Raw genomic sequence first — 23,782 nt, forward strand, 5'->3', positions numbered from 1 at the left:
GAGTTTCGCCATGGCTTCTACCGTTTTACCCGTGCAGGGCGCGCTGCGCCCTCCGCCGTCGGCGCAAGCGACGCCCGCCGGCCGCATCCACGCCGGCGAGTCGACCTCGCCGCTGCTGGCGCTGTCCGGCATCGGCAAGCGCTTCCAGGGCGTGGTGGCTTTGCAGGATGTGGGCTTCTCGGTGCGCGCCGGCGAAGTGATGGCCCTGCTGGGCGAGAACGGCGCCGGAAAATCCACCCTGGTCAAGATACTGACCGGCATCCACCAGCCCGACGAAGGCAGCATCTCGCTGGGCGGCAGCGAGGTGCGCTTCGCCAATCCCCAGGCGGCAATGCAGGGCGGCATCACTGCCGTGCACCAGGAGACGGTGATGTTCGAGGAGCTGAGCGTGGCCGAGAATATCTGCATCGGCCGCCAGCCCTTGTGCGGCATGCCGCCGCGCATCGACTGGCCGCGCATGGAGCAGGAGGCGCAAGCGCTGTTCCAGCGGCTGGAAGTGGACTTGCCGGTGCGCGCGCGGGTCAAGGACCTGAGCGTGGCGCAGCGTCACTTCGTGGAAATCGCACGCGCCTTGTCGCAACAGGCGCGCGTGGTGATCATGGACGAACCCACCGCCGCGCTGTCGCACCACGAGATCGGCGAGCTGTACCGCATCATCGGCCAGTTGCGCGCGGCCGGCACGGCGGTCATTTTCATCTCGCACAAGTTCGACGAGATCTTCGCCGTTGCCGACCGTTACACGGTGCTGCGCGACGGCCGCTTCATCGCCGCCGGCAACCTGGCCGACGTCACCGAGCCGCAGCTGGTCTCGCTGATGGTCGGGCGTGAAGTGGGGCAGGTATTCTCGCGTCCGGCCGCATCCGGCACAGCCGATGCGCCGCTGCTGGAGGTCCGCGGATTGAGCCATCCCAGTGAATTCAGCGACATCGGCTTTGCCGTCAAACCCGGCGAGATCCTGGGCTTCTACGGCCTGGTCGGCGCCGGGCGTTCGGAGGTCATGCAGGCGCTGTTCGGCATGTCGCCGGAGGCGCAGGGCGAGGTGCGCATCGACGGTCGCGCGGTGAAGATCAGCTCGCCCGCGCAAGCCGTCGCGCACGGCATCGCCTATGTGCCGGAGGATCGCCAGCGCCAGGGCGCCATGCTGTCGCTGCCGATCTTCCAGAACATCACGCTGCCCATCTTGCCGGGCATCGGCTTCTTCCTGCGCCGCCATCGCCGGCGCGAGCTGGAGATTTCACGGCGATTGTGCGAGCAGCTGGAGCTCAAGGCCGCGCACTTCCATCAACAGGTGGCGCAGCTCTCCGGCGGCAACCAGCAGAAAGTGGTGCTGGCGAAATGGCTGTCGACGCAACCGCGGGTATTGATCCTGGACGAGCCGACCAAGGGCATCGACATCGGCTCCAAGGCCGCGGTGCATCGCTTCATCGGCGAGCTGGTGCGGCAGGGCCTGGCCGTGATCCTGGTGTCGTCCGAGTTGCCGGAGGTGATGGGCATGTCGGACCGCATCATGGTGATGCACCAGGGCACCATGCAAGGCGAATTCACACGCGACGAGGCCACGGCCGAACGGCTGGCGGCGGCCGCCTCCGGCTGTACGCCGCCAGCACAGGGAGCCCCGGCATGGCACTGACTCAACGCCTTGGCGCAGCCGCGCTGCTGACGCGCCGGCGCGAACCGCTGCTGGCGGCGCTGACCGTGGCGCTGATCCTGCTGGTCGGACTGCGCGCGCCCACCTTCCTGTCGCTGCAAAGCCTCGACAACCTGGCCACCGACAGCGCGCTGACCATCATGCTGGCGCTGGCCCAGATGCTGGTGATCGTGACCCGCGGCATCGACTTGTCGGTGGCGTCCAACCTGGCCTTGTCGGGCATGATGTCGGCGCTGCTGGCGATGCACTATCCGCAACTGCCGGTGGGCGCGGTGATCGCCGTCGCAATCGTCATCGGTCTGGGGCTGGGCCTGGTCAACGGCTGGCTGATCGGCTACCTGCAACTACCGCCCATCGTGGTGACGCTGGGCAGCATGAGTGTCTATCGCGGGCTGGTGTTCGTGCTCTCGGGTGGCGCCTGGGTGTCCTCGCGCAACATGCCGGCCGATTTCATCGCCTTCCCGCTGGCGCGCCTGGGCGGCTTCACGCATCTGGTGTGGCTGGCCGCGCTGTCGGTGGCGGCGCTGTGGTTCGTGGCGCGCCATACGCGCTTCGGACGCGACCTGTACGCCATCGGCAACGATCCGGTGGCGGCCGCCTACCTGGGGATCGCTTCGCCGCGCCGCCTGTTCTGGACCTATGGCATGTCCGGCGCGATGGCCGGGTTGTGCGGCTATCTGTGGGTGGCGCGCTATGCGGTGGCCTATACCGAGATCGCCTATGGCTTCGAGCTGACGGTGATCGCGGCCTGCGTGATCGGCGGCGTCAGCATCGCCGGCGGCGTGGGCAATATCAGCGGCGCGGTGCTGGGCGCGCTGTTCCTGTCGGTCATCAACAATGCCTTGCCGATGGTGCGCATCTCGCCGTTCTGGCAGAGCGCGCTGACCGGCCTCGTCATCTTGTCGGCGGTGATGATCAATGCCCGGGGCGAAAAGAAGCGCCACAAGCAGATCCTGCCATTGCATCGGCACGCCTCCGCCATACCATCCGCATCCATCGCGAGGACCACTCCATGAGCATCATGAGCGAGCCGCCCACAAGCGCCACATCGCGCTATCGCATCGAAGAACGCGCGCGCTTTCGCGCCGGCGACATCCTGCGGCATTGGGAATTCCTGCTGGCGCTGCTGCTGGTGGCGGTGTTCTGCGCCAACAGCCTGCTGTTGCCGCATTTCCTGGATCCCTACAACCTGGCCGACAGCACCTTCAACTTCAGCGAGAAGGCGTTGATCGCGCTGCCGATGGCCTTGCTGATCATCTGTCGCGAAATCGATATTTCGGTCTCGGCCGTGATCGCGCTGTCCTCGGTTGCGATGGGACTGGCCAACCAGTATGGCGTGCCGCCCGCAGGGTTGTTCGTCGTCGGCATCGCCACGGGAATTGCCTGCGGCACGCTCAACGGCGTGCTGGTGACGCGCATGGGACTGCCCTCCATCGTGGTGACCATCGGTTCGATGTCGCTGTTTCGCGGGCTGGCCAGCGTGGTGCTGGGCGACCAGGCCTTCACCAACTATCCCGAGCTGCTGGGCGAGTGGGGACAGGGATATTTCTTCGACGTGCTGCCGCGTCCGTTCATGGTGCTGCTGGCGGCCGCCGCATTGTTCGCGCTGGCGCTGCATGCCACTGCCTGGGGGCGGCGCATCTATGCCATCGGCACCAATCCGGTCGCGGCGCGCTTTTCCGGCATTGCGGTGGACCGCTACCGCCTGGCGCTGTTCATTCTGACCGGCGCCATGGCCGGGCTGGCGGCGTTCCTGCTGACCGGGCGCATCGGCAGCACGCGCCCCAATATCGCGCTGGGCTGGGAGCTGGAAGTCATCACCGTGGTGATCCTGGGCGGCGTCAGCATCGCCGGCGGCACCGGCACCATCGGCGGCGTGATGCTGGCGGTGCTCACGCTGGGCATGGTCACGTACGGACTGGCGCTGGCCAATATCCCGGGCATCATCATGACCATTGTGGTGGGCATGCTGCTGTTGGTCACCATCGCTGTGCCGCGCCTGTTGCGCGGCAGGCATACGCGCTGACGGCCTGCCATGAAGGACGCCGGACACATGGAGCAGATCGCCTTCACCATGCAGCTCAAGCCCGGCTGCGAGACGCAATACCGCATGCGCCACGACGCCCTGTGGCCGGAGCTGGCCGAGCTGTTGCGGGCGGCCGGCGTGCGCGACTACAGCATCTTCCTGGAGCCGGCCAGCGGCAAGCTGTTCGCGGTACTGCGCCGCACGAGGGATCACGGCATGGAGCAGCTTCCCGCCCATCCCGTGATGCGTCGCTGGTGGGACACGATGGCCGACCTGATGGAGACCGCTCCCGACAACACGCCGGTCTCCCATGCGTTGACGCCGATGTTCCACCTCCCCTGACCACCCACCGAGCGCACCAACGGACCCGCTGCAATGACTGATCCAATGACTGGCGCAATCGCCATCTTCGACATCGGCAAGACCAACATCAAGCTCAGCCTGGTGGATGATCATGGCCGCGAGCTGGCCGCGCGACGCCGCTCCAATGCGGTGCGCCGCGACGGCCCCTACCCGCATCACGACGTCGCCGCCATCGAGGCGTGGCTGCTGGCCATGCTGCGCGAGCTTTCCATGGTGGCGACCATACGCGCCATCGTGCCGGTCACGCACGGCGCAACCGCCGCGCTGGTGGACGACGAGGGACTGGTGCTGCCGGTGCCGGACTACGAGCACGACTTCCTCTTGCCTGCCGGTTGCGCTCCATATGAGGCGCAGCGTCCTCCGTTTTCCCAGACCTGTTCGCCGCAGCTTGGCCTGGGCCTGAACCTGGGACGGCAACTGCACTGGCTGCAGAGCAGCTTTCCTGAGGCTTTCGCGCGGGGCCGCCGCCTGCTCATGTATCCGCAATACTGGTCGTGGCGTCTGTGCGGCGTGGCCGCGAGCGAGCTGACCTCGCTTGGTTGCCATACCGACCTGTGGCAGCCGGGACCGCGCGCTTATTCATCGCTGGTCACGCGCTGCGGCTGGTCCTCGCTGATGCCGCCGCTGCGCGGCGCATGGGAAGCGCTGGGCAAGATACGCCCGGCGTTGGCGCAGGAGGCGGGCCTGCCGCCGGATTGCCAGGTGCTGTGCGGCATTCATGACAGCAATGCTTCGCTGCTGCGCTACCTGGCAGGCGGACCGTCGGCCCCGCGCATCGTGCTCTCGACCGGCACCTGGGTGATCGCAGCGGCGCTGGATGGCGACCTGCAGCGCCTGCAGGAACATCAGGACATGCTGGCCAACATCAATGTCGACGGCGACGCGGTGGCCTGCATGCGCTACATGGGCGGCCGCGAGTTCGCCGAACTCGCCGGCGACATCACGCATGCCGGCCCATGCGGCAACGCGGAGCTGCAAGCGCTGGTCGACGCCGGCATCATGGCGCTGCCTTGTTTCTCCGGCTGCGGCGGACCGTTCGCAGGAGACCCGGGCGAGATCATCGGCGCCTTGCCTGCGGGCGGCGCCGCGCGCTACGCGCTGGCGACCCTGTACTGCGTGCTGATGGCCGACTATTGCCTCGACCAATTGCAAGCCGCAGGCGATGTGGTGATCGAAGGCAGCTTCACGGCCAATCCGTGCTTCGCCCCCTTGCTCGCCGCGCTGAGCGGTCGCGGCGTCTATTGCTCCGATGACGGCAGCGGCACCACGATAGGCGGCTGGTTGCTGCACGACTGGAAAAAGACCCGGCGCGACGCGCCCCTGCCGGCGCCGCACCAGGCGACGCCGCTGCCGCTGCGCGGCCTGCGCGCCTATCGCGACCAATGGCGCGCGACCCTGCTGGCGCGGGCGACGCAGGACACCATGCCGGCCATGCAGTAGCGCCTGGCCGACCCGGCTCCGTTGGCCGCTGGAGGCGGCTTATCGCGCCCGCCGCACGGAGCGTTCCTTTTGCGTTGATCACTGCAATGGGCCCCTCATGAGCAAGAAAAAACCGCCGCGGATCGATGCGCACCAGCATTTCTGGCGTTACCGCTCGGAAGACTATCCGTGGATAGGCGCCGGCATGGAGTTGCTGGCGCAGGACCGCCTGCCCTATCAATTCCAGCCGCTGCTGGAGGCGCAGGGCCTGCACGCCTCGATCGCCGTGCAGGCGCGCGCCGGACGCAACGAAACCGCCTTCCTGCTCGACCTGGCGCGGCAAGACCGCTGCATCGCCGGGGTGATCGGCTGGGAGGACATGTCTTCTCCGGCCCTCGCCGACCAGGTCGGCCAATGGGAGCACGGCAAGCTGCTGGGGTTTCGTCACCAGTTGCAGGATGAGGATGACACGGCCGGATTGCTGACGCAGCCGGCATTCAATGCCGGCATCGCCTGGCTGCAACAGCAACGCTACGTCTACGACGTGCTGGCGCACGAACGCCAGTTGCCGGCCGTGCGGCGTTTTTGCGCGCGGCATGATCGTCACTGGCTGGTGCTGGATCACCTGGGAAAGCCGGCATTGAAGGAGTTCCGCAAGAGCAAGGCCGCCTTCGCGCGCTGGCGCGGCGAGCTGCGTGAGCTGGCCGCCATGCCGCACCTCACCTGCAAGATTTCCGGGCTGGTGACGGAGGCGGACTGGCTGCGCGGCCTGAGCCCGATGGACTACGAGCACATCGTGTGGTGCCTGGACGCGGCGCTGGAGGCGTTCGGCCCGCAACGCCTGATGTTCGGCTCGGACTGGCCGGTGTGCCTGCTGGCGGCATCCTATGCGCGCGTGACGACGGTAGTGGGGCAATGGGCGCAACAGCGCCTGTCCCCCTCGGAACAGGACGCCCTGTGGGGCGGGACCGCGGCCGCTTGCTATGGCATCGCGGCGTAGACCTGGACACGGCACGCGCATGAAAAAAGGGCAGCCATGCATGGCTGCCCTTCTTCATGTCCTCAAGACGTGGATGTCTGCGTATCTGCTACCCGGCTCAGCGACCGTAGTAGTACGGACGGTCGTCATAGCGATAGACCTCGGTGCGTTCCACGTAGCGCACCGGGCGCGGCGGCGGCGCATAGTAGCGCGGCTGCTCGTAGTACACCGGTTGCGGGGCCTGGTAGTAGACCTGCTGCGGCGGGGCCTGGTAGACCGGCTGGGCCGGGGCGGAATTGGCGTTGGCGATCAGGGATCCGATGGCAACCGCACCGATGATGCCGGCGGCGATGGCGACGCCGTCATTGCCGCCGCGGCCATGCGCCATGGCGGGCGCGCTGACGACTGCAGCCGATGCGAGAAGAGTGCTTGCGATCAGAACCGATGCGATTTTTTTGCTGGCCATGATTGGCTCCTGTCTGAAAAGTCCGCTATGTTGTCGCGGTACGATTTCAATATACGCCGCAAAAAATCGAAATCCATCGATTCTGAAACTTGGTTACAGTTCTTACGAGTCGCGTCCCGAATTGTGACTTTCTGCAACTGGAACGGCTCGCGAAGACCTGCAATCAGACCGTAGTCGGGCCGCGATCAGGCCTGGCGCTCGCCCAGCAGGCGCGCCAGCGCGACGAATTGCTCCACGGGAACAGTTTCCGGGCGGGCTTGCGGATCGACGCCGGCCTGCCTCAGTTCGTCTTCCGTGAACAGGCCCGCCACGCAATTGCGAATCACCTTGCGGCGCTGGGAGAAGGCCTTGGTGACCACCTGCTCGAGCAGGGCCTCGTCGCAAGGCAGGGGCTGCGCCAGCGGAATCATGCGCACGATGGCCGAATCGACCTTGGGCGGCGGGTCGAAGGCCTCGGGCGGCACCACGAACACCAGCTCCATGTGATAGCGCCACTGCAGCATCACCGACAGGCGGCCGTAGGCCTTGCCGCCCGGCTCGGCCACCATGCGCTCGACCACTTCCTTCTGCAGCATGAAATGCTGGTCCTTGACCTGCGGCGCGATCGCGGCCAGGTGGAACAGCAAGGGGCTGGAGATGTTGTACGGCAGGTTGCCGACCACGCGCAGCTTCTGCCCCTGCGGCACCGGGATCGAGGTGAAATCGAACTTGAGCGCGTCGGCCGAATGCACGGTCAGGCGGGCCTTGTCGAAGCGCTTGTTGAGGCGCTCCACCAGGTCGCGATCCAGCTCCACCACGTGCAGGTGGCGTACCGTGTCCATCAGCAGCGCGGTCATCGCCGCCAGGCCCGGGCCGATCTCGACCATGGCGTCGTCGGGTTCCGGCGAGATGGAGCGGATGATGTCGTGCAGTACGACGTCGTCGGTCAAGAAGTTCTGGCCGAAGCGTTTGCGCGGGATGTGTTTCATGGTCTTGTCTTGTCGTGTCTTTGCGCGGGCATCAGGGCGACGCCTGCGCATCCTTCTGCTTGCGCGCCATATCGGCGGCGGCGCGGATGGCTACCATCATGCTGCCGTGGTCGGCATGGCCCAGGCCGCGCGCGGCCAGGTCCAGCGCGGTGCCGTGGTCGACCGAGGTGCGGATCAGCGGCAGGCCCAGCGTGATGTTGATGCCATGGCCGAAGCTGGCGAACTTGAGCACCGGCAGCCCCTGGTCATGGTACATCGCCAGCACGCAATCGGCGTCTTCCAGGTACTTGGGCTGGAACAGCGTGTCTGCCGGATACGGGCCGCGCGCATCGATGCCGCGCTGCTGGGCTGCCTGCAGGGCCGGCGCGATCACCTCGATCTCCTCGCGGCCGAGATAGCCGTTTTCGCCCGCATGCGGATTGAGGCCGGTCACCAGGATGCGCGGACGGGCGATGCCGAACTTGCCTTGCAGGTCGGCCTGGATGATGTCCAGCGTGCGCGCCAGGCTCTCAGCGGTGATAGCGGCCGGCACGTCCTTCAACGCCAGGTGGGTGGTGGCCAGGGCCACGCGCAGGTGCGGCGCATCGCCGCCGGCCAGCATCATCACCACCTGCGGCGTCTTCGTGACGTCGGCGAGGTATTCGGTGTGGCCGGTGAAGGCGACGCCGGCGTCGTTGATGACGCTCTTTTGCAGCGGCGCGGTAACGATGGCGGCGAAGGCGCCGTTCAGTGCGCCTTCCACCGCCATGTCCAGCGTCTGCAGCACGGCGCGGCCGTTGCGCGCGTCGAGCTGGCCGGCGCGCACCGGTTCGGCCGCCGGGCAGTCGATCACGCAGAGGCAATCGGCCGGGAAATTGGGCAGGCCGCTGTTGCGCCACGCCTGGATGGAAATCGCCGCCACCCGCATCTGCCGGTCGATGTCGTAGGCGGTCTGGGCCAGGAGCGCGGCGTCGCCCAGCAGCACGCAACGCACTTCGTCGCGCAGCTCCCAGGCCGCACGCAGGGAAATCTCGGGGCCGATGCCTGCCGGTTCGCCGCAGGTGAGCGCAATGATGGGTCGGTTCATGGCGTGAAACTGGTGGGCTTCAAAAGGACAAGAGCCGGCGACAGGGCCGGCTTCTTGCTCGGTGATGCGGGACGCGCCGCATGGCGCGTCCTGGCAATGCTTAGTCGTCGTTGCGGTATTCGACGTAGGCGCGGTCGCGAATCTGGCGCATCCAGTCTTCCGTGGCTTCCTCGATCTTGCGTTCGCGGATGGCCTGGCGGGCCGCCTGGCGCGCGCGCTCCTTGGAAGCGTCGTCGGTCTTGCGCTCGACCACCTGGATCAGGTGGTAACCGAACGGCGACTCGACCGGATCGCTGACTTCGCCCGGCTTCAACTGGTCCATCACGCGCTCGAACTCCGGCACGGTATCGCCGGGGTAGATCCAGCCCAGGTCGCCACCCTTGGCGGCCGACAGGTCATTCGAATACAGCTTGGCCAGTTCTTCGAAGGTGGCCGAACCATGGTCCAGGCGCTCCTTCAGCTCGGCCAGCTTGCGCTTGGCGTCGGCCGCGGTCACCACCTGGTTGACCTTGATCAGGATGTGGCGCACGTGGGTCTGCTGCACCGCCGGTGCGGCAGCCTGGGTGTTGCCGGCGGCACGGCGGCCGACCAGCTTCAGGATGTGGAAGCCGTTGCCGCTCTTGAGGATGCCGCTGACCTGGCCGTCCTGCAGCTTGGCGACGCCGTCCAGGAACAGCTGCGGCAGGCGATCGGAAGGACGCCAGCCGAGATCGCCGCCCTGCAGCGCATCGGATGCGTCGGAATAAGCGGCCGCGGTCTTGGCGAAATCGGCGCCGGTCTTGAGCTGGCGCAGCACGTCTTCGGCGCGCTCGCGGCGCGAGGCCAGTTGCTCGGGCGATGCGTTTTCCGGCACGCGGACCAGGATCTGGGCGATGTCCAGCTCCTGGCGCGCGCCGCCGGCGTTGGCTTCGGCGGCGAGGTAGTTGTCGACCTCGGACTCGGTGACGGTGACCTTGTTGTCGACCTCACGCTCGCGCAGGCGCTGGCTCAGGATCTCGCGGCGGATCTCTTCGCGGAAGGAGGCGTAGATCATGCCTTCCTTCTCCAGGCGGGCGCGGAACTCCGGCATCGTCATCTTGTTCTGGTCGGCGATGCGCTGCATGGCGCGGTCCAGCATCGTGTCATCCACGACGATGCCGCTTTCCTTGGCGGTCTGGGCCTGCGCGCGCTCGACGATCATACGCTCGACCAGCTGGCGCACCAGCTGGTTGCGCGGCGGCAGTTGGGCGTTCTGCGCGGTCATGCGCTGCTCCACGCTGGCCAGGCGATCGGCCACTTCCTGGCGCGTGATGACCTCGTTGTTGACCACGACCAAGATCGAATCGACCGGCCTGGGTTCGCTGCGCGCAGCGGCCGAAGCCGCGGCAGGCGCAGATGCGGGGGCTGCAGCTGCAGGAGCCGGCGCGGCGGCGGCCGGCTTGGCCACAGGCGCCGCAGCGGGCTTGGCCGCCGGCTTGGCCGGGGCTTGCGGAGCGGTTTCCGACGGCGTCACCGGAATGATGGTGGTCGCGAATTGCGCATGCGCATCGCCGATCACGCCAAGCACGCACAGCAGCGCGGTCACTGTTTTGGTTTTTGCGAGGAGTGGTGTACGCATATTACGCATGAATGAACACAGGTCAGAAAGAGGTTAGAAATTGCTGTTGGGAGTGCTGTCCGGCAGGTTCACGTTCTGGTAGCCCGGAACGCTGCTCTTGATCGCTTCAAGCGGGTTGTTGCCGATCTTGGAGAAGCCGGTGAGTTCCAACTGGAAGAAGAAGCCCGTGGACGCCTTGGTCGACGAGGTCGGAATCCGTTGCGCCACGACACGGAACACCCAGCAGTCCGCCTTGTACTCCATGCCGGCAAGTCCTTCGGCCACGGTCTTGTCGGGGATGGAATAGTTGATGCGGCCCACAGCATACCAGCGTTGCGATATCGGCCACTGGCCGGAGACGTCGACCTGCTTGAGCGGATCGAGCAGGCCGGTCGACGGGTTCACGTAAGTGCGGTCCAGCCGGTATTGCAGGTTCAGCACGCGCTTGGGCGCCGGCTGCCAGCGTAGGCCGAAAGTGGAACGCACCATCTGGCGCAGCGTCTCGCTGTACTGCACCGTGTTGTCGGTGGAGAATTCCTTGGAAATCTGGCCGCCCAAGGACAGCAGCAGGTCCGACTTGCTGCCCAGCGTGGTGGCGGTGGTGCCATTCAGGATAACCTTGGGATCGGCAAAGTAGTAGCGCTGCCCCACTGCCATGCGCAGACGCTCCAGGCCGTTTTCCTCGATCAGGCGCGAGGTGAGTGCGGCGGTAAGCTGGTTGGCATCGCTGATGCGATCGTGGCCGACGAAACGGTTCTCGCTGAAGATCTGGGCGAAATTGAAATCGGCCAGGCCGGAGTCGAAGTTGGGGAGCTGCGACTGGTCACGATAAGGCGTACGGACATAAAACAGTCGTGGCTCCAGGGTCTGCGTCATGCTGCGGCCCAACAGCGTGGACTCGCGCTCGAAAACCATGCCCGAATCCAGCGATACCGTCGGTACGGTGCGCGAGAAATTGGTGGGCTGGCCCACCGAGACGTTGTTCAGGTTGTAGCGGGTCGCATCCACGGACAGCTTCGGGGTGATGAAGTAACCCGGGCGCACGATGGGATAGGAAACGGACTGCGTGACGAAAGCGCGGTCGCCACCGACCAGGTCGCCGCTGGAAAAGCGCGTGAAGTCGGCAACCGTATTGAAATCGAAACCGCCAATGTCATAGCGGGAGCCGGTGAAGACGATTTGCGGCACCCGGTCGTAGGGCTTGGTAATCGGGCTGTCGACGTCCTGCAGCAACTGGTACTTCGATACGTGGCCGTACAGGCTCCAGTAGGTGCTGCTATAGGTCAGGCTGACGTCACGGGTCAGCAGCCGCTGCGTGCTGCCGGTGATCGAATGCGAAAAGTCGGATGGATAGTCGTTGTCCGAAGCCTTGTTCAGGTTCCAGGCCAGGGTCAGGCCGGGCGCGAGCGTCTGATTGTGGATCGACGACAGCGAGTAGCGGCCGGTGCCGGTCACGCGGTCCTGGATGCCTTCGACGTTGGTGATCCCGGAATAGGTGTCGCCCAGGTAACGCGTTTCCGCGCCCAGCTGGAAACCGCGGCGGGCAATGTACTTCGGCACCAGCGTCAGATCGTAATTGGGCGCCAGGTTGAAGTAGTACGGCACCGCCAGTTCCGCGCCGCCGGTGCTGGTCGCGCCGAAGGTCGGCGGCAGCACGCCGGACTTGCGCTCGCCCGACAACGGGAAGGTCATCCAGGGCGAACCGAGGATGGGCACATCCTTGAAATACAGCAGGCCGCCGTGCATGGTGCCGACGTCGCGGCCGCTGTCCAGATCCAGGGTATTGGCCCGCAGGTACCAGTCCGGGTCGGTCGCCTCGCAGGTGCTGTAGGTGCCTTGCTGCACCTGCGCCTGGTCGTCGGAGAGGAAGTCGATGCGCTCGGCCTTGCCGCGGCCGCCGTTCTTGCCAATCAGGTAAGTCGGCTGGGTCACGTAGCCGGCGCCCGAGCCCATGTTCATCTCGGCATGGTCGCCGGTGTACTGGTCCTGGAAACGCTTCATCCAGACGTGGCCGGTGGCCTCCACTTCGTCCTGGATGATGCGGTATTCGGCCTTGTCCGCCTTGATGGTGGTGCCGCCCTTGATGATCTCGACGTCGCGATCCAGGTTGACCTGGCGGTCGGGGCGACCGGTCATCTGCTCCGCGCTGACATTGACCGGCGCATCCTTGTCGTCGGCAGGCGCGGCGGCCGGCTGCGGCACCGCCATTTGCGCGTGGACCGTCAGCGGCAGCAGGCTGGACGCCGATGCGACCACGACAACCGATGAAAACAGACGCGCCAACCGCCAGTTGACAGTGCGTTCAGAAAGAGACTTGGGAAACCGGATCATGAAAAGAGTGGCTAGACACCGTGCAGGCGGATTTTTTGAATTTAATCCCTTATTATATGGGAACTCATACACGTCAAACGAATTCCTCAGATAGTTCATGTCTTCATCCAGTTCTGCCCCTGATCTCCGCCTGTCCGAATTGCACGCCTGGCTCGATACCCTCGCCGACACTCCGGTGCTGTCCTCCACCCTGCGCCCGGCCTCGGCCGACGCCAGCTTCCGCCGCTATTTCCGTGTGGATACGAAAGACGGTAGCACCGCCATCGTGATGGACGCGCCTCCGCCGCAGGAAGATGTGCGCCCCTTCGTCAAGGTCGCCGGCCTGTTCGGCGCCACCGGCGTCACGGTGCCCAAGATCCTGGCGCAAGACCCGGCCCGCGGCTTCCTGCTGCTGACCGATCTCGGCTCGACCACCTACCTGAACCAGCTCACGGCCGACAGCGCGCACAAACTATACATGGATGCGATCGAGGCCTTGATACTTTTACAAGCGCAAAGCAAGCCCGAGGCGCTGCCGGAATACGACCGTCCGCTGCTGCTGCGCGAGCTGGAGCTGTTTCGCGAGTGGTATATCGGCAAGCACCTGGGCGTGACGCTCACCGACGAGCAGAACGCGGTGCTGACCAAGACCTTCGACGCCATCCTGGCCAACAACCTGGCGCAGCCGCAGGTCTATGTGCACCGCGACTACCATTCGCGCAACCTGATGGTGCTGCCGGCCGGCAATCCCGGCATCATCGATTTCCAGGATGCGGTCTACGGCCCCATCACCTACGACCTGGTTTCGCTGCTGCGCGACGCCTACATCCAGTGGGACGAGGAACTGGTGCTGGACTGGGCCATCCGCTACTGGGAAAAGGCGCGCCGCGCCGGCCTGCCGGTGGCGCCGGACATCGATAGCTTCTACCGCGACTTCGAGTGGATGGGCCTGCAGCGCCACCTGAAGGTGCTCGGCATCTTCGCCCGCCTCTACCACCGCGACGGCAAGGATGCCTATCTGAAGGACATGCCGCTGGTGATGGAATACACGCTCAAGACCGCGCGCCGCTATGTCGCCTTCACGCCGCTGGTGCGCCTGATCGAAAAGCTGGAGCAGGAACACGCGCCGAAATTCGGCTACACCTTCTGAGGCGGCCGACATGAAAGCCATGATCTTCGCAGCCGGCCGCGGCGAGCGCATGCGCCCGCTGACCGACGAATGTCCCAAGCCGCTGCTGAAAGTGCGCGGCCGCCCGCTGATCGTCTGGCAGATCCTGTCGCTGGTGCGCGCCGGCATCACCGACATCGTCATCAACCACGCCCACCTCGGCCACATGATCGAAGAAGCGCTGGGCGACGGCAGCAAGTACGGCGCGCAGCTGCAATACTCGCCGGAAGGCACCGCCTTGGAAACCGCCGGCGGCATCGCCAAGGCGCGCCACCTGCTGGGCGAGGAACCCTTCGTGGCGGTCTCCGGCGATATCTACTGCCCGCACTTCGACTACGAGCAGGTCAAGTCCGTGCTGGAAGACGAAGACCCATGGGGCAACCCGCTGGCGCTGGACAAGCGCGACGTGGCCTGGATCTGGCTGGTCAGGAACCCGCCCTTCCATCCCGTGGGCGACTTCGCGCTGAACAATTTTTCCATCGCCAACGAAGGCGAACAGAAGCTGACCTTCGCCAACATCGGCGTCTACCGTCCACAGATGTTCGACGCCATCACGCCCGGCGAACATGCCAAGCTCGGCCCGCTGCTGCGCGAATATGCGGCGCGAGGCCAGGTCGGCGGCGACGTCTATCGCGGTGACTGGCATAACGTCGGCACCATCGATCAACTGCAAGCATTGAACTAAGGAGCGCACGCCATGAGCTTCAACGCCACGCCCTTCGCCGCTCGTCGCGAGCGCCTGATCGCCAGCATGCAAAAGGCCGGCGGCGGCGTCGCCATCATCCCGACCGCGCCCGAAGTCATGCGCAACCGCGATGCCGACTATCCGTATCGCCACGACAGCTATTTCTATTACCTGTCCGGCTTCACCGAACCCGAGGCGGTGCTGGTGCTGGTCGCCGGCCGCGAGAATCGCAGCATCCTGTTCTGCCGCGACAAGAACCTGGAACGCGAGATCTGGGACGGCTACCGCTTCGGCCCGCAAGCCGCGCAGCAGCAGTTCGCCTTCGACGCCGCGCATCCCATCGACGAACTCGACAAGAGCATGCCGGCGCTGCTGGCCGATGCGCCCGCCGTCTACTACGGCCTGGGGCAAGACGAAAAACGCGACGCCCAGCTGCAACGCTGGCTGCAGGGCGTGCGCGCGCTGGCGCGCAGCGGCGTGGCCGCGCCCGGCTCGGTGGTCGACGTCAGCGTGCTGCTGGACGACATGCGCCTGTTCAAGGATGCCTTCGAGATCGATCTGATGAAGCGCGCCGGCGTGATTTCCGCCGAAGCGCATTGCCGCGCCATGCGCCTGTCGCGCCCCGGCCTGCGCGAGTACCATCTTGAAGCCGAGCTGCTGCATGAATTCCGCCGCAACGGTTCGCAATATCCGGCCTACGGCTCCATCGTCGCCACCGGCGCCAACTCCTGCGTGCTGCATTACCGCGCGTCCGACGCCGAACTGAAGGACGGCGACCTGGTGCTGATCGACGCCGGCTGCGAACTGGACGGCTACGCCTCCGACATCACCCGCACCTTCCCGGCCAACGGCAAGTTCAGCGGCCCGCAGAAGGAGCTGTACGAAATTGTGCTGGCCTCGCAGGTTGCGGCCATCGCCGAGACCGCGCCCGGCAAGCGCTTCATGGACGGCCATGACGCCGCCGTAAAGATCCTCGCGCAGGGCATGCTCGACACCGGCCTGCTGGACAAGAACAAGGTCGGCTCGCTGGAAGACGTGATCGAGAAAGGCGACTACCGCCAGTTCTACATGCACCGCACCGGCCACTGGCTGGGCATGGACGTGCATGATGTGGGCGACTACCGCGACCCGGCCACGGCCGACGGCACCAAACCCTGGCGCACGCTGCAGCCGGGCATGGTGCTCACGGTCGAACCGGGCATCTACGTGCGTCCGGGCGAAGGCGTGCCGGAGAAATACTGGAACATCGGCATCCGCATCGAAGACGACGCGCATGTCACGCCCACCGGCTGCGAACTGCTGACCACGGGCGTGCCGAGCAAGGTCGACGACATCGAAGCGCTGATGCGCCAGGGCTGACAGCCTTCCCTGCATCACGCCGGGCATGCGCCGGATCAATCCGCGCGCATGCCGCTCCGCTACAATGGCGGCTTCTTTCGCTCCCGCACTTCACTCGCTACCGGCACCATGGGCACCATGAACACCGTCGACTTCGACCTCATCATCTGCGGCGGCGGCCCGGTGGGCCAAAGCGTCGCCGGCCTGCTGGCGCGCCGCGGGCGCGATGCCGCGCGCATCGCCTTGGTCGACATGAAGACGCCGGAGCAGGCGGCGCGGGATCCGCGCACCATCGCCCTCTCCTACGGCAGCCGCCAGATCCTGGACGAGCTCGGCGCCTGGGATGCCGTCGGCAGGAGCGCCACCGCGATCGAACAGATCCACGTCTCGCGCCGCGGCCATTTCGGCCGCACGCTGCTGGACCGCAAGGACTACGCACTGCCCGCGCTGGGCTATGTCGCCCGCTACGGCGAGGTCAACCAGGCGCTGGCGAACGCGCTCACGCCGCTTGGCATCAGTTTCCTACGCCCGGCCGAAGTCGCCGCGCTGGCCGAAGAGGAAGACCACGTCGCCGTCTCGCTGCAGGACGGCCGCGTGCTGCGCGCCGCGCTGGCGATCCAAGCGGAGGGCGGCGTGTTCGGCGAACAGAAACGGAAATCGGTGCAACGCGATTACCAGCAGCTGGCGCTGATCGCCCATGTGCACGCCGACCAGCCGGTCGCCCATCGCGCCTTCGAACGCTTCACCGATGAAGGCCCGCTGGCGCTGCTGCCGCAGGACGACGGCTACGCCATGGTGTGGTGCGTGCGCCCCGCCACCGGCGAACGGCTGCTGGCGCTGGACGACGGCGTCTTCCTGGCGGCCTTGAACCAGGCCTTCGGCCACCGCGTCGGCCGCTTCACGCGCGCCAGCGCGCGCCACTCCTATCCGCTTGGACTGAACGCCAACCCCGGCCAGACGCGCCGCGTCGTGGCCATCGGCAATGCCGCGCAGACGCTGCACCCGGTCGCCGGACAAGGCCTGAACCTGGGCCTGCGCGACGCCCGCGTGCTGGCCGACACGCTGGCGCGCGAGCTGTCGCCCGCGGCGCTGTCGGCCTTCGAGCGCAAGCGCGGCGGCGACCGCGGCCTGACCATCCGGCTGACCGACCTGATGGCGCGCGCCTTCGCCGGTTCGCCGCAAGGCTCGCCCCTGCAGGCGGCGCTGGGCCTGTCGCTGGGCGCCATCGACCTGCTGCCGGCGGCGCGCGACCTGCTGGCCGAGCAGATGATGTTCGGCCGCCGCTGACGCCCGCGCCCGACGGATTCCGCGCCGGGCCGCGCCGTGAGACAATGCCGCCATCGCGGCGCAACGCCGTACCCACACAGCCCAATCGCTTTCCATCATGAAACAAGATCCGCGCTTCAAGAACCTCTTCATCCTGGACCACCCGCTGATCCAGCACAAGCTCACCCACATGCGCGACAAGCGCACCTCCACGCGCACCTTCCGCGACCTGCTGCGCGAGATCACGCTGCTGATGGGCTATGAGATCACCCGCGACCTGCCGCTGACCACCGAATCCATCGAGACCCCGCTGGTGACCTACGACGCCCCGGTGATCGCCGGCAAGAAACTGGCCATCGTGCCGGTGCTGCGCGCAGGCGTGGGCATGAGCGACGGCCTGCTGGAGCTGATCCCCTCGGCGCGCGTGGGCCACATCGGCGTCTACCGCGACGAGAACCACCAGCCGGTGGAATACCTGGTGCGCCTGCCCGACCTGCAGGACCGCACGATGATCCTGTGCGACCCCATGGTGGCGACCGGCAACTCCGCGGTCTACGCGGTCGACGCGCTGAAAAAGCGCGGCGTGCCCGCCGCCAACATCGTGTTCGTGGCACTGGTGGCCGCGCCCGAAGGCGTGAAGGTGTTCACCGACGCGCATCCGGACGTCAAGCTCTACGTCGCCTCGCTGGATTCGCACCTGAATGAAGACGCCTACATCGTGCCGGGCCTGGGCGACGCCGGCGACCGCATCTTCGGGACCAAGTAAGCCGCGACGATTCGTCTTCCCGCGCAAAAAAAAGCCGCTCCGAGGAGCGGCTTTTTTCATGGCACCAATCGATGCAGAGCTCAGTCCACCGCCTTGACCATGTCCTCGATGACCTTCTTGGCGTCGCCGAAGACCATCATGGTCTTGTCCATGTAGAACAGTTCGTTGTCCAGCCCGGCATAACCGGCGGCCATCGAGCGCTTGTTCACGATCACGGTCTTGGCCTTGTAGGCTTCCAGGATGGGCATGCCGGCGATCGGCGACTTCGGGTCCTTGGCCGCCGGGTTCACCACGTCGTTGGCGCCCAGCACCAGCACCACGTCGGCCTGCGCGAACTCGCTGTTGATGTCTTCCATCTCGAACACCTGGTCGTAGGGCACTTCGGCCTCGGCCAGCAGCACGTTCATGTGGCCGGGCATGCGGCCCGCCACCGGGTGGATCGCGTACTTCACGGTCACGCCGTTGTGGGTCAGCTTCTCGGTCAGCTCCTTCAAGGCGTGCTGCGCGCGCGCCACCGCCAGGCCGTAGCCGGGAACGATGATCACGGTCTCGGCATTGCCCATCAGGAAGGCGGCGTCATCGGCCGAACCCGACTTGACGTTGCGCTGTTGCTGCGCGCCGCCGCCGGCCGCCGCGGCCTCGCCGCCGAAGCCGCCCAGGATCACGTTGAAGAACGAACGGTTCATCGCCTTGCACATGATGTAGGACAGGATCGCGCCCGAGGAGCCCACCAGCGAACCGGAGATGATCAGCATCGGGTTGTTCAGCGAGAAGCCGATGCCGGCCGCGGCCCAGCCCGAATAGCTGTTGAGCATCGAGACCACCACCGGCATGTCGGCGCCGCCGATGGGGATGATGATCAGCACGCCCAGCACGAAGGCGATCGCCGCCATGATGATGAAGGGCAGCCAGTTCTGGGTCAGCACGAAGATGATGCCGAAGCCGATCATGGCCACCGCCAGCAGCAGGTTCAGGAAATGCTGGCCGGAGAAATTCACCGGCGCCCCCTGGAACAGGCGGAACTTGTACTTGCCCGACAGCTTGCCGAAGGCGATCACCGAACCGGAGAAGGTGATGGCGCCCACAAACGTGCCGATGAACAGCTCCACGCGGTTACCCACGGGAATCGGCATGCCGTGGCCGGAGATGCCCAGCGCCCAGGGTTCGGCCACGGCGGCCACCGCGATGCAGACTGCGGCCAGGCCGATCAGCGAGTGCATCGCCGCCACCAGTTCGGGCATCTTGGTCATCTCGACGCTGCGCGCGAGATAGGCGCCGATGCCGCCGCCCACGATCACGCCGGCGGCCACCAGCAGGTAGCCGATGCTGCCGGCCGAGTCGGCGCCCTCGCCTTTCAACTTCACGATCAGGGCCAGCGTGGTCAGCACCGCGATCACCATGCCGGCGATGCCGAAGGCATTGCCGCGACGCGCGGTGGCCGGATGCGACAGGCCCTTCAACGACTGAATGAAGCAGATCGAGGCGACCAGATACAACAGGGTGACGAGGTTCATGCTCATGCTGCTCCTCCCGACTTGGCCTTGGGCTCTTTCTTCTTGAACATCTCCAGCATGCGCTGGGTCACCATGAAGCCGCCGAACACGTTGACCGCCGCCAGCGCCACGCCCAGCGTGCCGGCGATGCGGCCCACCGGACCTTCGGTCAGGCCGGCGGCCAGCATGGCGCCGATGATGATGATCGCCGAGATGGCGTTGGTGACCGCCATCAGCGGCGTGTGCAGCGCCGGGGTGACGGTCCAGACCACGTGGTAGCCGACGTAGATCGCCAGCACGAAGATGATCAGGTTGATGATGGTGTGACTGACTTCCATTTCTTGTTCCTCTCTTTGTTGCGCGGCGGCGAAGCCGCGACAGGATTCACGTGGGTCAGATTGCCTTCAGGCTGGTGATGCGGTTCTTGTCGTCGACGAAGACGACCTTCGGTTTGTATTGCGCGACTTCCTCATCCGACATGGGCGCGTAGGTGCAGATGATCAGCAGATCGCCCAGGTGCGCGAGGCGGGCCGCCGCGCCGTTGAGGGAAATCTCGCCGCTGCCGCGCTTGCCGCGGATGGCGTAGGTGGAGAAGCGTTCGCCGTTGTTGACGTTGTAGAGTTCGATCTTCTCGAACTCGCGGATGTCGGCCGCCTCCAGCAGGTCTTCGTCGATGCCGCAGGAGCCCTCGTAGTTGAGGTCGCACTGGGTGACGGAGGCGCGATGAATCTTGGCGCGCAGCATGATGCGTTGCATGTACTTCTTCCTTCTTTTTTAAGTGAATGTGGTGCGGGCGGCGGCCCGGCCCTGGGCGCGGCCGCCGTCGCGCCGGGGCGCCGGGGCTCCGGCGCTTGCCCGGCTTGTCTTACTTGCGCAGGATTTCCCCGCCCTGGCACAGCAGCGTGGCGGCGACGATGTCGTCTTCCTTGCTGATCACGAGCTTGCCTTCGGCGTCGATGATCAGCTTGAGGAAATCGAGCACGTTGCGCGCGTACAGCGCAGATGCGTCCGCCGCCACCAGCGCGGCCAGGTTACCCTCGCCGATGATGTGCACGCCGTGCTTGACCACGGTCTTGCCCGGTTCGGACAAGGGGCAGTTGCCGCCCTGGTCGACCGCCATGTCCAGGATCACCGAACCCGGCTTCATCGCTTTCACGGTTTCCTCGCTGATCAGCACCGGCGCCTTGCGCCCGGGAATGAGCGCGGTGCAGATGATGATGTCGGCCTGCCTGGCGCGCTCGTGGACCAGTTCGGCCTGGCGCTTCATCCAGTCCGGCGGCATCGGGCGGGCATAGCCGCCCACGCCCTGGGCGATCTCGCGTTCTTCATCGGTGATGAAGGGGACGTCGAGGAATTTCGCGCCCAGCGACTCGATCTGCTCCTTGACCGCAGGACGCACGTCGGACGCCTCGATCACCGCACCCAGACGCTTTGCCGTGGCGATGGCCTGCAGGCCCGCGACGCCCGCGCCCATGATCAGCATGCGCGCCGCCTTGACCGTGCCTGCGGCGGTCATCAGCATGGGCATGAAACGCTGGTAGGTGTTGGCTGCCATCAGCACCGCTTTGTAACCGGCGATATTGGCTTGCGAGGACAGGACGTCCATCGATTGCGCACGGGTGGTGCGCGGCGCGGCTTCCAGCGCGAAGGCGGTCAGCCCGGCGCCGGCCATGGCCGCGATGTTGTCGGCATCGAAGGGATTCAACATGCCGACGACCACCGTTCCAGCCTTGATCCGGGCGCGTTCCTGTTCGTTGGGAGCGCGCACCTTGAGAATGATTTCCGCGGTGTAGACGGCATCGGCGCTGCCGATGCTGGCGCCGACGGCGACGAAGGCTTCGTCCGGAATGCTGGACTTCACGCCTGCGCCCGACTCGACCATCACCTCGTGCCGCGCGGCCACCAGTTTCTTGACGGTCTCCGGGGTCGCGGCGACACGCGTTTCTCCATCCCGGCTTTCGGCGGGAATCCCTATCCTCATTCAAAGCTCCTTTTTGTTGATTCTTACTCGAATCTTACACGACAAAATTCGAAACCCAACAACTTTGCCAGGGTACGCCAAAAGACGGGGAATCCTTGCAGCGCGGGGCTTTGCGCTGAAGAGTCCGCGCCGGCGAGGTAAAATGGCGGATTAACGAGGTAATCAATGTCTGAAGTCTGGAAACCCTCCGTCACGGTGGCCGCCATCATCGAGCGGCAGGGCCGCTTCCTGATGGTCGAGGAGCAAAGCGGCGACGCCATTCGCATTAACCAGCCGGCCGGCCACCTGGAACCCGGCGAGTCGCTGCTGGACGCGGTGGTGCGCGAGGCGCTGGAGGAATCGGCGCATCCGTTCACGCCGACCGCGCTGGTGGGCACCTACCTGTCGCGCAACGTCTCCTCCTCGCGCGGCGGCATGAGCGTGACCTACCTGCGCTTCGCCTTCGCCGGCACGGTCGGCGAGCGGCTCGAGCGCGAGCTGGACGAAGGCATCCTGCGCACCGTCTGGATGACACGCGACGAACTGGCCGCCTGCGCCGACCGCCACCGCAGCCCGCTGGTGCTGCGCTGCGTGGACGACTGGCTGCGTGGCCAGCGCGCGCCGCTGGAACTGGTGCACACCGACCCCAGCGCCATCGGCGAGCTGGACTGAAGACATTCGACGGCGGGCATCGGTCCCGCCACTTTATGGGCAAGATCATGGGCAAGAAAAGAGTAGTCATCGGCATGTCGGGCGGCGTGGATTCGTCGGTCTCGGCATGGCTGCTGAAGGAACAGGGTTACGAGGTGATCGGCCTGTTCATGAAAAACTGGGAAGACGACGACGATTCGGAATACTGCTCGACGCGCGAAGACTGGATCGACGCCGTCAGCGTGGCCGACGTGGTCGGCGTGGACATCGAGGCGGTCAACTTCGCCTCCGAGTACAAGGACCGCGTGTTCGCCGAATTCCTGCGCGAATACCAGGCCGGCCGCACGCCCAATCCGGATGTGCTGTGTAACGCCGAGATCAAGTTCAAGGCCTTCCTCGACCACGCCATGAAGCTGGGCGCCGACTACATCGCCACCGGCCACTACGCGCGCGTGCGCCAGAACGCGGCCGGCAGCTTCGAGCTGCTCAAGGCGCTGGACGCCAGCAAGGACCAGAGCTACTTCCTGCATCGCCTGAACCAGGAACAGCTCTCGCGCACCGTGTTCCCGCTGGGCGAGATCCACAAGACCGAGGTGCGCAGGATCGCCGAGCAGCTGCAGCTGCCCAACGCGAAGAAGAAGGACTCGACCGGCATCTGCTTCATCGGCGAGCGCCCGTTCCGCGAATTCCTGAACCGCTACCTGTCGTACAAGCCCGGCCCGATCAAGACCGCCGAAGGCGACGTCGTGGGCGAGCATGTGGGGCTGTCCTTCTATACGCTGGGCCAGCGCAAGGGCATCGGCATCGGCGGCATCAAGGCGCACCAGAATGCGGACGGCAACGGCGACGCCTGGTATGTGGCGCGCAAGGATGTGGAAAACAACACGCTCTATATCGTGCAGGGCCACGACCACCCCTGGCTGCTGTCGCCGGCGCTGTCGGCCGGCCAGATCAGCTGGGTGGCCGGCAGCGCGCCTGATAAACAGGCGCTGTCGGCCAAGACCCGCTATCGCCAGGCGGACGTACCTTGCGGCTTCGCGGCCGGCGACGGCGGCTTCTCCCTGCACTTCGATACGCCGCAGTGGGCGGTCACGCCCGGCCAGTCGGCCGTGTTGTATGACGGTGATATCTGCCTGGGCGGCGGCATCATCGAAACCGGCGCTGCTACCGGCTGATTATTTCAACAAGGCAACAAAACAACGCCCCGCAAGCGCTTTCGCTGCGGGGCGTTTTCTTTTTGGCAAGCAAATCCGTCAATAGTGCCTTGGGGAAATTTCTGAACGATAAAAATAATCAATCTCACTGATAAAAGTCCTTGCAATCTGGGCGCAAATGGCAAATAATCTAAATAAGAATTGTTCGCATTTAATAGGAGGTGTCATGAGCCATCTGAACGAACACAGCGCAGCCCGTCACAACAAGCCCGGCACGACCGCAAACGGTACTCCGATCACCCGCATCAAGAGCACGGACCTGTTCCGTCAGATGCGCGAACTGGAGATCGACCACGGCGGCCGTATCTACAAGCTGCGCCTGACGCAACTGAACAAACTGATTCTCACGGCGTAAGCCGTCGAATCGAAGCACAAGGTGGACAAACAAGCCAGCCAGCGTTGATACCATTTGACGTTTAG

The 23,782-nt window shown here is 65.6% G+C and carries 23 protein-coding genes; 14 read left to right on the forward strand and 9 right to left on the reverse strand.

Features of this window, described 5'->3' with window-relative positions:
• Positions 1 to 10 precede the first annotated feature (10 nt).
• The 6 genes from CEJ42_RS11000 (at position 11) to CEJ42_RS11025 (ending at position 6,456) form a co-directional block, all read left to right on the forward strand.
• On the forward strand, positions 11 to 1,630 hold the full coding sequence (locus CEJ42_RS11000; protein ID WP_088751087.1) for a sugar ABC transporter ATP-binding protein: 1,620 nt from the start codon (positions 11 to 13) through the stop codon (positions 1,628 to 1,630).
• A complete protein-coding gene (locus tag CEJ42_RS11005) occupies positions 1,621 to 2,664 on the forward strand; it encodes an ABC transporter permease (RefSeq protein ID WP_088751089.1) in 1,044 nt (347 codons plus the stop codon). Before CEJ42_RS11000 ends, CEJ42_RS11005 begins: the two co-directional genes overlap by 10 nt.
• Complete coding sequence (locus tag CEJ42_RS11010; RefSeq protein ID WP_088751091.1) at positions 2,661 to 3,674, forward strand: ABC transporter permease; 1,014 nt, start codon at positions 2,661 to 2,663, stop codon at positions 3,672 to 3,674. The genes CEJ42_RS11005 and CEJ42_RS11010 overlap by 4 nt, the downstream gene beginning before the upstream one ends.
• 27 nt (positions 3,675 to 3,701) lie before the next feature.
• A complete protein-coding gene (locus tag CEJ42_RS11015) occupies positions 3,702 to 4,016 on the forward strand; it encodes an L-rhamnose mutarotase (protein WP_088751171.1) in 315 nt (104 codons plus the stop codon).
• 45 nt (positions 4,017 to 4,061) lie between these two features.
• Complete coding sequence (locus tag CEJ42_RS11020; RefSeq protein WP_088751092.1) at positions 4,062 to 5,477, forward strand: FGGY-family carbohydrate kinase; 1,416 nt, start codon at positions 4,062 to 4,064, stop codon at positions 5,475 to 5,477.
• Between the two features lie 97 nt (positions 5,478 to 5,574).
• A complete protein-coding gene (locus CEJ42_RS11025; protein ID WP_088751094.1) occupies positions 5,575 to 6,456 on the forward strand; it encodes an L-fucono-1,5-lactonase in 882 nt (293 codons plus the stop codon).
• Positions 6,457 to 6,553: 97 nt separating this feature from the next.
• Here the strand turns inward: CEJ42_RS11025 and CEJ42_RS11030 are convergent, their stop codons facing one another.
• From CEJ42_RS11030 to CEJ42_RS11050, 5 genes are all read right to left on the reverse strand, one after another.
• Entirely contained in the window at positions 6,554 to 6,901 is a 348-nt protein-coding gene (locus CEJ42_RS11030) for a hypothetical protein (RefSeq protein WP_079216710.1), read from the reverse strand.
• Between the two features lie 185 nt (positions 6,902 to 7,086).
• Positions 7,087 to 7,869, reverse strand: a complete 783-nt coding sequence (gene rsmA, locus CEJ42_RS11035) for a 16S rRNA (adenine(1518)-N(6)/adenine(1519)-N(6))-dimethyltransferase RsmA (RefSeq protein WP_088751096.1) — start codon at positions 7,867 to 7,869, stop codon at positions 7,087 to 7,089.
• 31 nt (positions 7,870 to 7,900) lie between these two features.
• A complete protein-coding gene (gene pdxA, locus CEJ42_RS11040; RefSeq protein WP_088751097.1) occupies positions 7,901 to 8,935 on the reverse strand; it encodes a 4-hydroxythreonine-4-phosphate dehydrogenase PdxA in 1,035 nt (344 codons plus the stop codon).
• Between the two features lie 100 nt (positions 8,936 to 9,035).
• Positions 9,036 to 10,541, reverse strand: a complete 1,506-nt coding sequence (locus CEJ42_RS11045) for a peptidylprolyl isomerase (RefSeq protein ID WP_079216713.1) — start codon at positions 10,539 to 10,541, stop codon at positions 9,036 to 9,038.
• 24 nt (positions 10,542 to 10,565) lie between these two features.
• Complete coding sequence (locus tag CEJ42_RS11050) at positions 10,566 to 12,842, reverse strand: LPS-assembly protein LptD (RefSeq protein WP_088751098.1); 2,277 nt, start codon at positions 12,840 to 12,842, stop codon at positions 10,566 to 10,568.
• A 97-nt stretch (positions 12,843 to 12,939) separates the two neighbouring features.
• Between CEJ42_RS11050 and CEJ42_RS11055 the strand changes: the two genes are divergently transcribed.
• The 5 genes from CEJ42_RS11055 to upp all read left to right on the forward strand — a co-directional run bounded on the left by CEJ42_RS11055 (position 12,940) and on the right by upp (position 18,044).
• Complete coding sequence (locus CEJ42_RS11055) at positions 12,940 to 13,971, forward strand: aminoglycoside phosphotransferase family protein (protein WP_088751099.1); 1,032 nt, start codon at positions 12,940 to 12,942, stop codon at positions 13,969 to 13,971.
• 10 nt (positions 13,972 to 13,981) lie between these two features.
• Positions 13,982 to 14,674, forward strand: a complete 693-nt coding sequence (gene murU / locus CEJ42_RS11060) for an N-acetylmuramate alpha-1-phosphate uridylyltransferase MurU (RefSeq protein ID WP_088751100.1) — start codon at positions 13,982 to 13,984, stop codon at positions 14,672 to 14,674.
• 12 nt (positions 14,675 to 14,686) lie between these two features.
• Complete coding sequence (gene pepP, locus CEJ42_RS11065) at positions 14,687 to 16,033, forward strand: Xaa-Pro aminopeptidase (RefSeq protein WP_088751101.1); 1,347 nt, start codon at positions 14,687 to 14,689, stop codon at positions 16,031 to 16,033.
• Positions 16,034 to 16,150: 117 nt separating this feature from the next.
• The gene (locus tag CEJ42_RS11070; RefSeq protein ID WP_088751172.1) at positions 16,151 to 17,299 is read left to right on the forward strand and encodes an FAD-dependent monooxygenase; all 1,149 of its coding nucleotides are present in this window, start codon (positions 16,151 to 16,153) and stop codon (positions 17,297 to 17,299) included.
• A gap of 97 nt (positions 17,300 to 17,396) precedes the next feature.
• Complete coding sequence (upp, locus tag CEJ42_RS11075) at positions 17,397 to 18,044, forward strand: uracil phosphoribosyltransferase (RefSeq protein ID WP_088751102.1); 648 nt, start codon at positions 17,397 to 17,399, stop codon at positions 18,042 to 18,044.
• Positions 18,045 to 18,124: 80 nt separating this feature from the next.
• Here upp and CEJ42_RS11080 read toward each other — a convergent pair whose 3' ends face one another.
• The 4 genes from CEJ42_RS11080 to CEJ42_RS11095 all read right to left on the reverse strand — a co-directional run bounded on the left by CEJ42_RS11080 (position 18,125) and on the right by CEJ42_RS11095 (position 21,518).
• Positions 18,125 to 19,564 (reverse strand): NAD(P)(+) transhydrogenase (Re/Si-specific) subunit beta, encoded by a 1,440-nt coding sequence (locus CEJ42_RS11080; RefSeq protein ID WP_088751103.1) that lies wholly within the window; start codon positions 19,562 to 19,564, stop codon positions 18,125 to 18,127.
• Positions 19,561 to 19,875: an NAD(P) transhydrogenase subunit alpha part 2 gene (locus CEJ42_RS11085; RefSeq protein ID WP_079216721.1), complete on the reverse strand. Its 315-nt coding sequence runs from the start codon at positions 19,873 to 19,875 to the stop codon at positions 19,561 to 19,563. The genes CEJ42_RS11080 and CEJ42_RS11085 overlap by 4 nt, the downstream gene beginning before the upstream one ends.
• A 55-nt stretch (positions 19,876 to 19,930) precedes the next feature.
• Positions 19,931 to 20,293, reverse strand: coding sequence for an aspartate 1-decarboxylase (panD, locus tag CEJ42_RS11090; protein ID WP_079216722.1), 363 nt, complete (start codon positions 20,291 to 20,293; stop codon positions 19,931 to 19,933).
• Between the two features lie 109 nt (positions 20,294 to 20,402).
• Positions 20,403 to 21,518, reverse strand: coding sequence for a Re/Si-specific NAD(P)(+) transhydrogenase subunit alpha (locus tag CEJ42_RS11095; protein WP_088751104.1), 1,116 nt, complete (start codon positions 21,516 to 21,518; stop codon positions 20,403 to 20,405).
• A 165-nt stretch (positions 21,519 to 21,683) separates the two neighbouring features.
• Between CEJ42_RS11095 and CEJ42_RS11100 the strand changes: the two genes are divergently transcribed.
• From CEJ42_RS11100 to hemP, 3 genes are all read left to right on the forward strand, one after another.
• Positions 21,684 to 22,169, forward strand: a complete 486-nt coding sequence (locus CEJ42_RS11100) for an NUDIX hydrolase (RefSeq protein ID WP_088751105.1) — start codon at positions 21,684 to 21,686, stop codon at positions 22,167 to 22,169.
• Positions 22,170 to 22,216: 47 nt separating this feature from the next.
• On the forward strand, positions 22,217 to 23,323 hold the full coding sequence (mnmA, locus tag CEJ42_RS11105; RefSeq protein ID WP_079219205.1) for a tRNA 2-thiouridine(34) synthase MnmA: 1,107 nt from the start codon (positions 22,217 to 22,219) through the stop codon (positions 23,321 to 23,323).
• A 205-nt stretch (positions 23,324 to 23,528) separates the two neighbouring features.
• Positions 23,529 to 23,717 carry a hemin uptake protein HemP gene (gene hemP / locus CEJ42_RS11110; protein WP_079216725.1) on the forward strand — a complete coding sequence of 63 codons (189 nt, stop codon included), beginning with the start codon at positions 23,529 to 23,531 and terminating at the stop codon, positions 23,715 to 23,717.
• Positions 23,718 to 23,782 lie beyond the last annotated feature (65 nt).

It is taken from the genome of Herbaspirillum robiniae (genome assembly GCF_002213415.1).
GTDB lineage: Bacteria > Pseudomonadota > Gammaproteobacteria > Burkholderiales > Burkholderiaceae_D > Herbaspirillum > Herbaspirillum robiniae.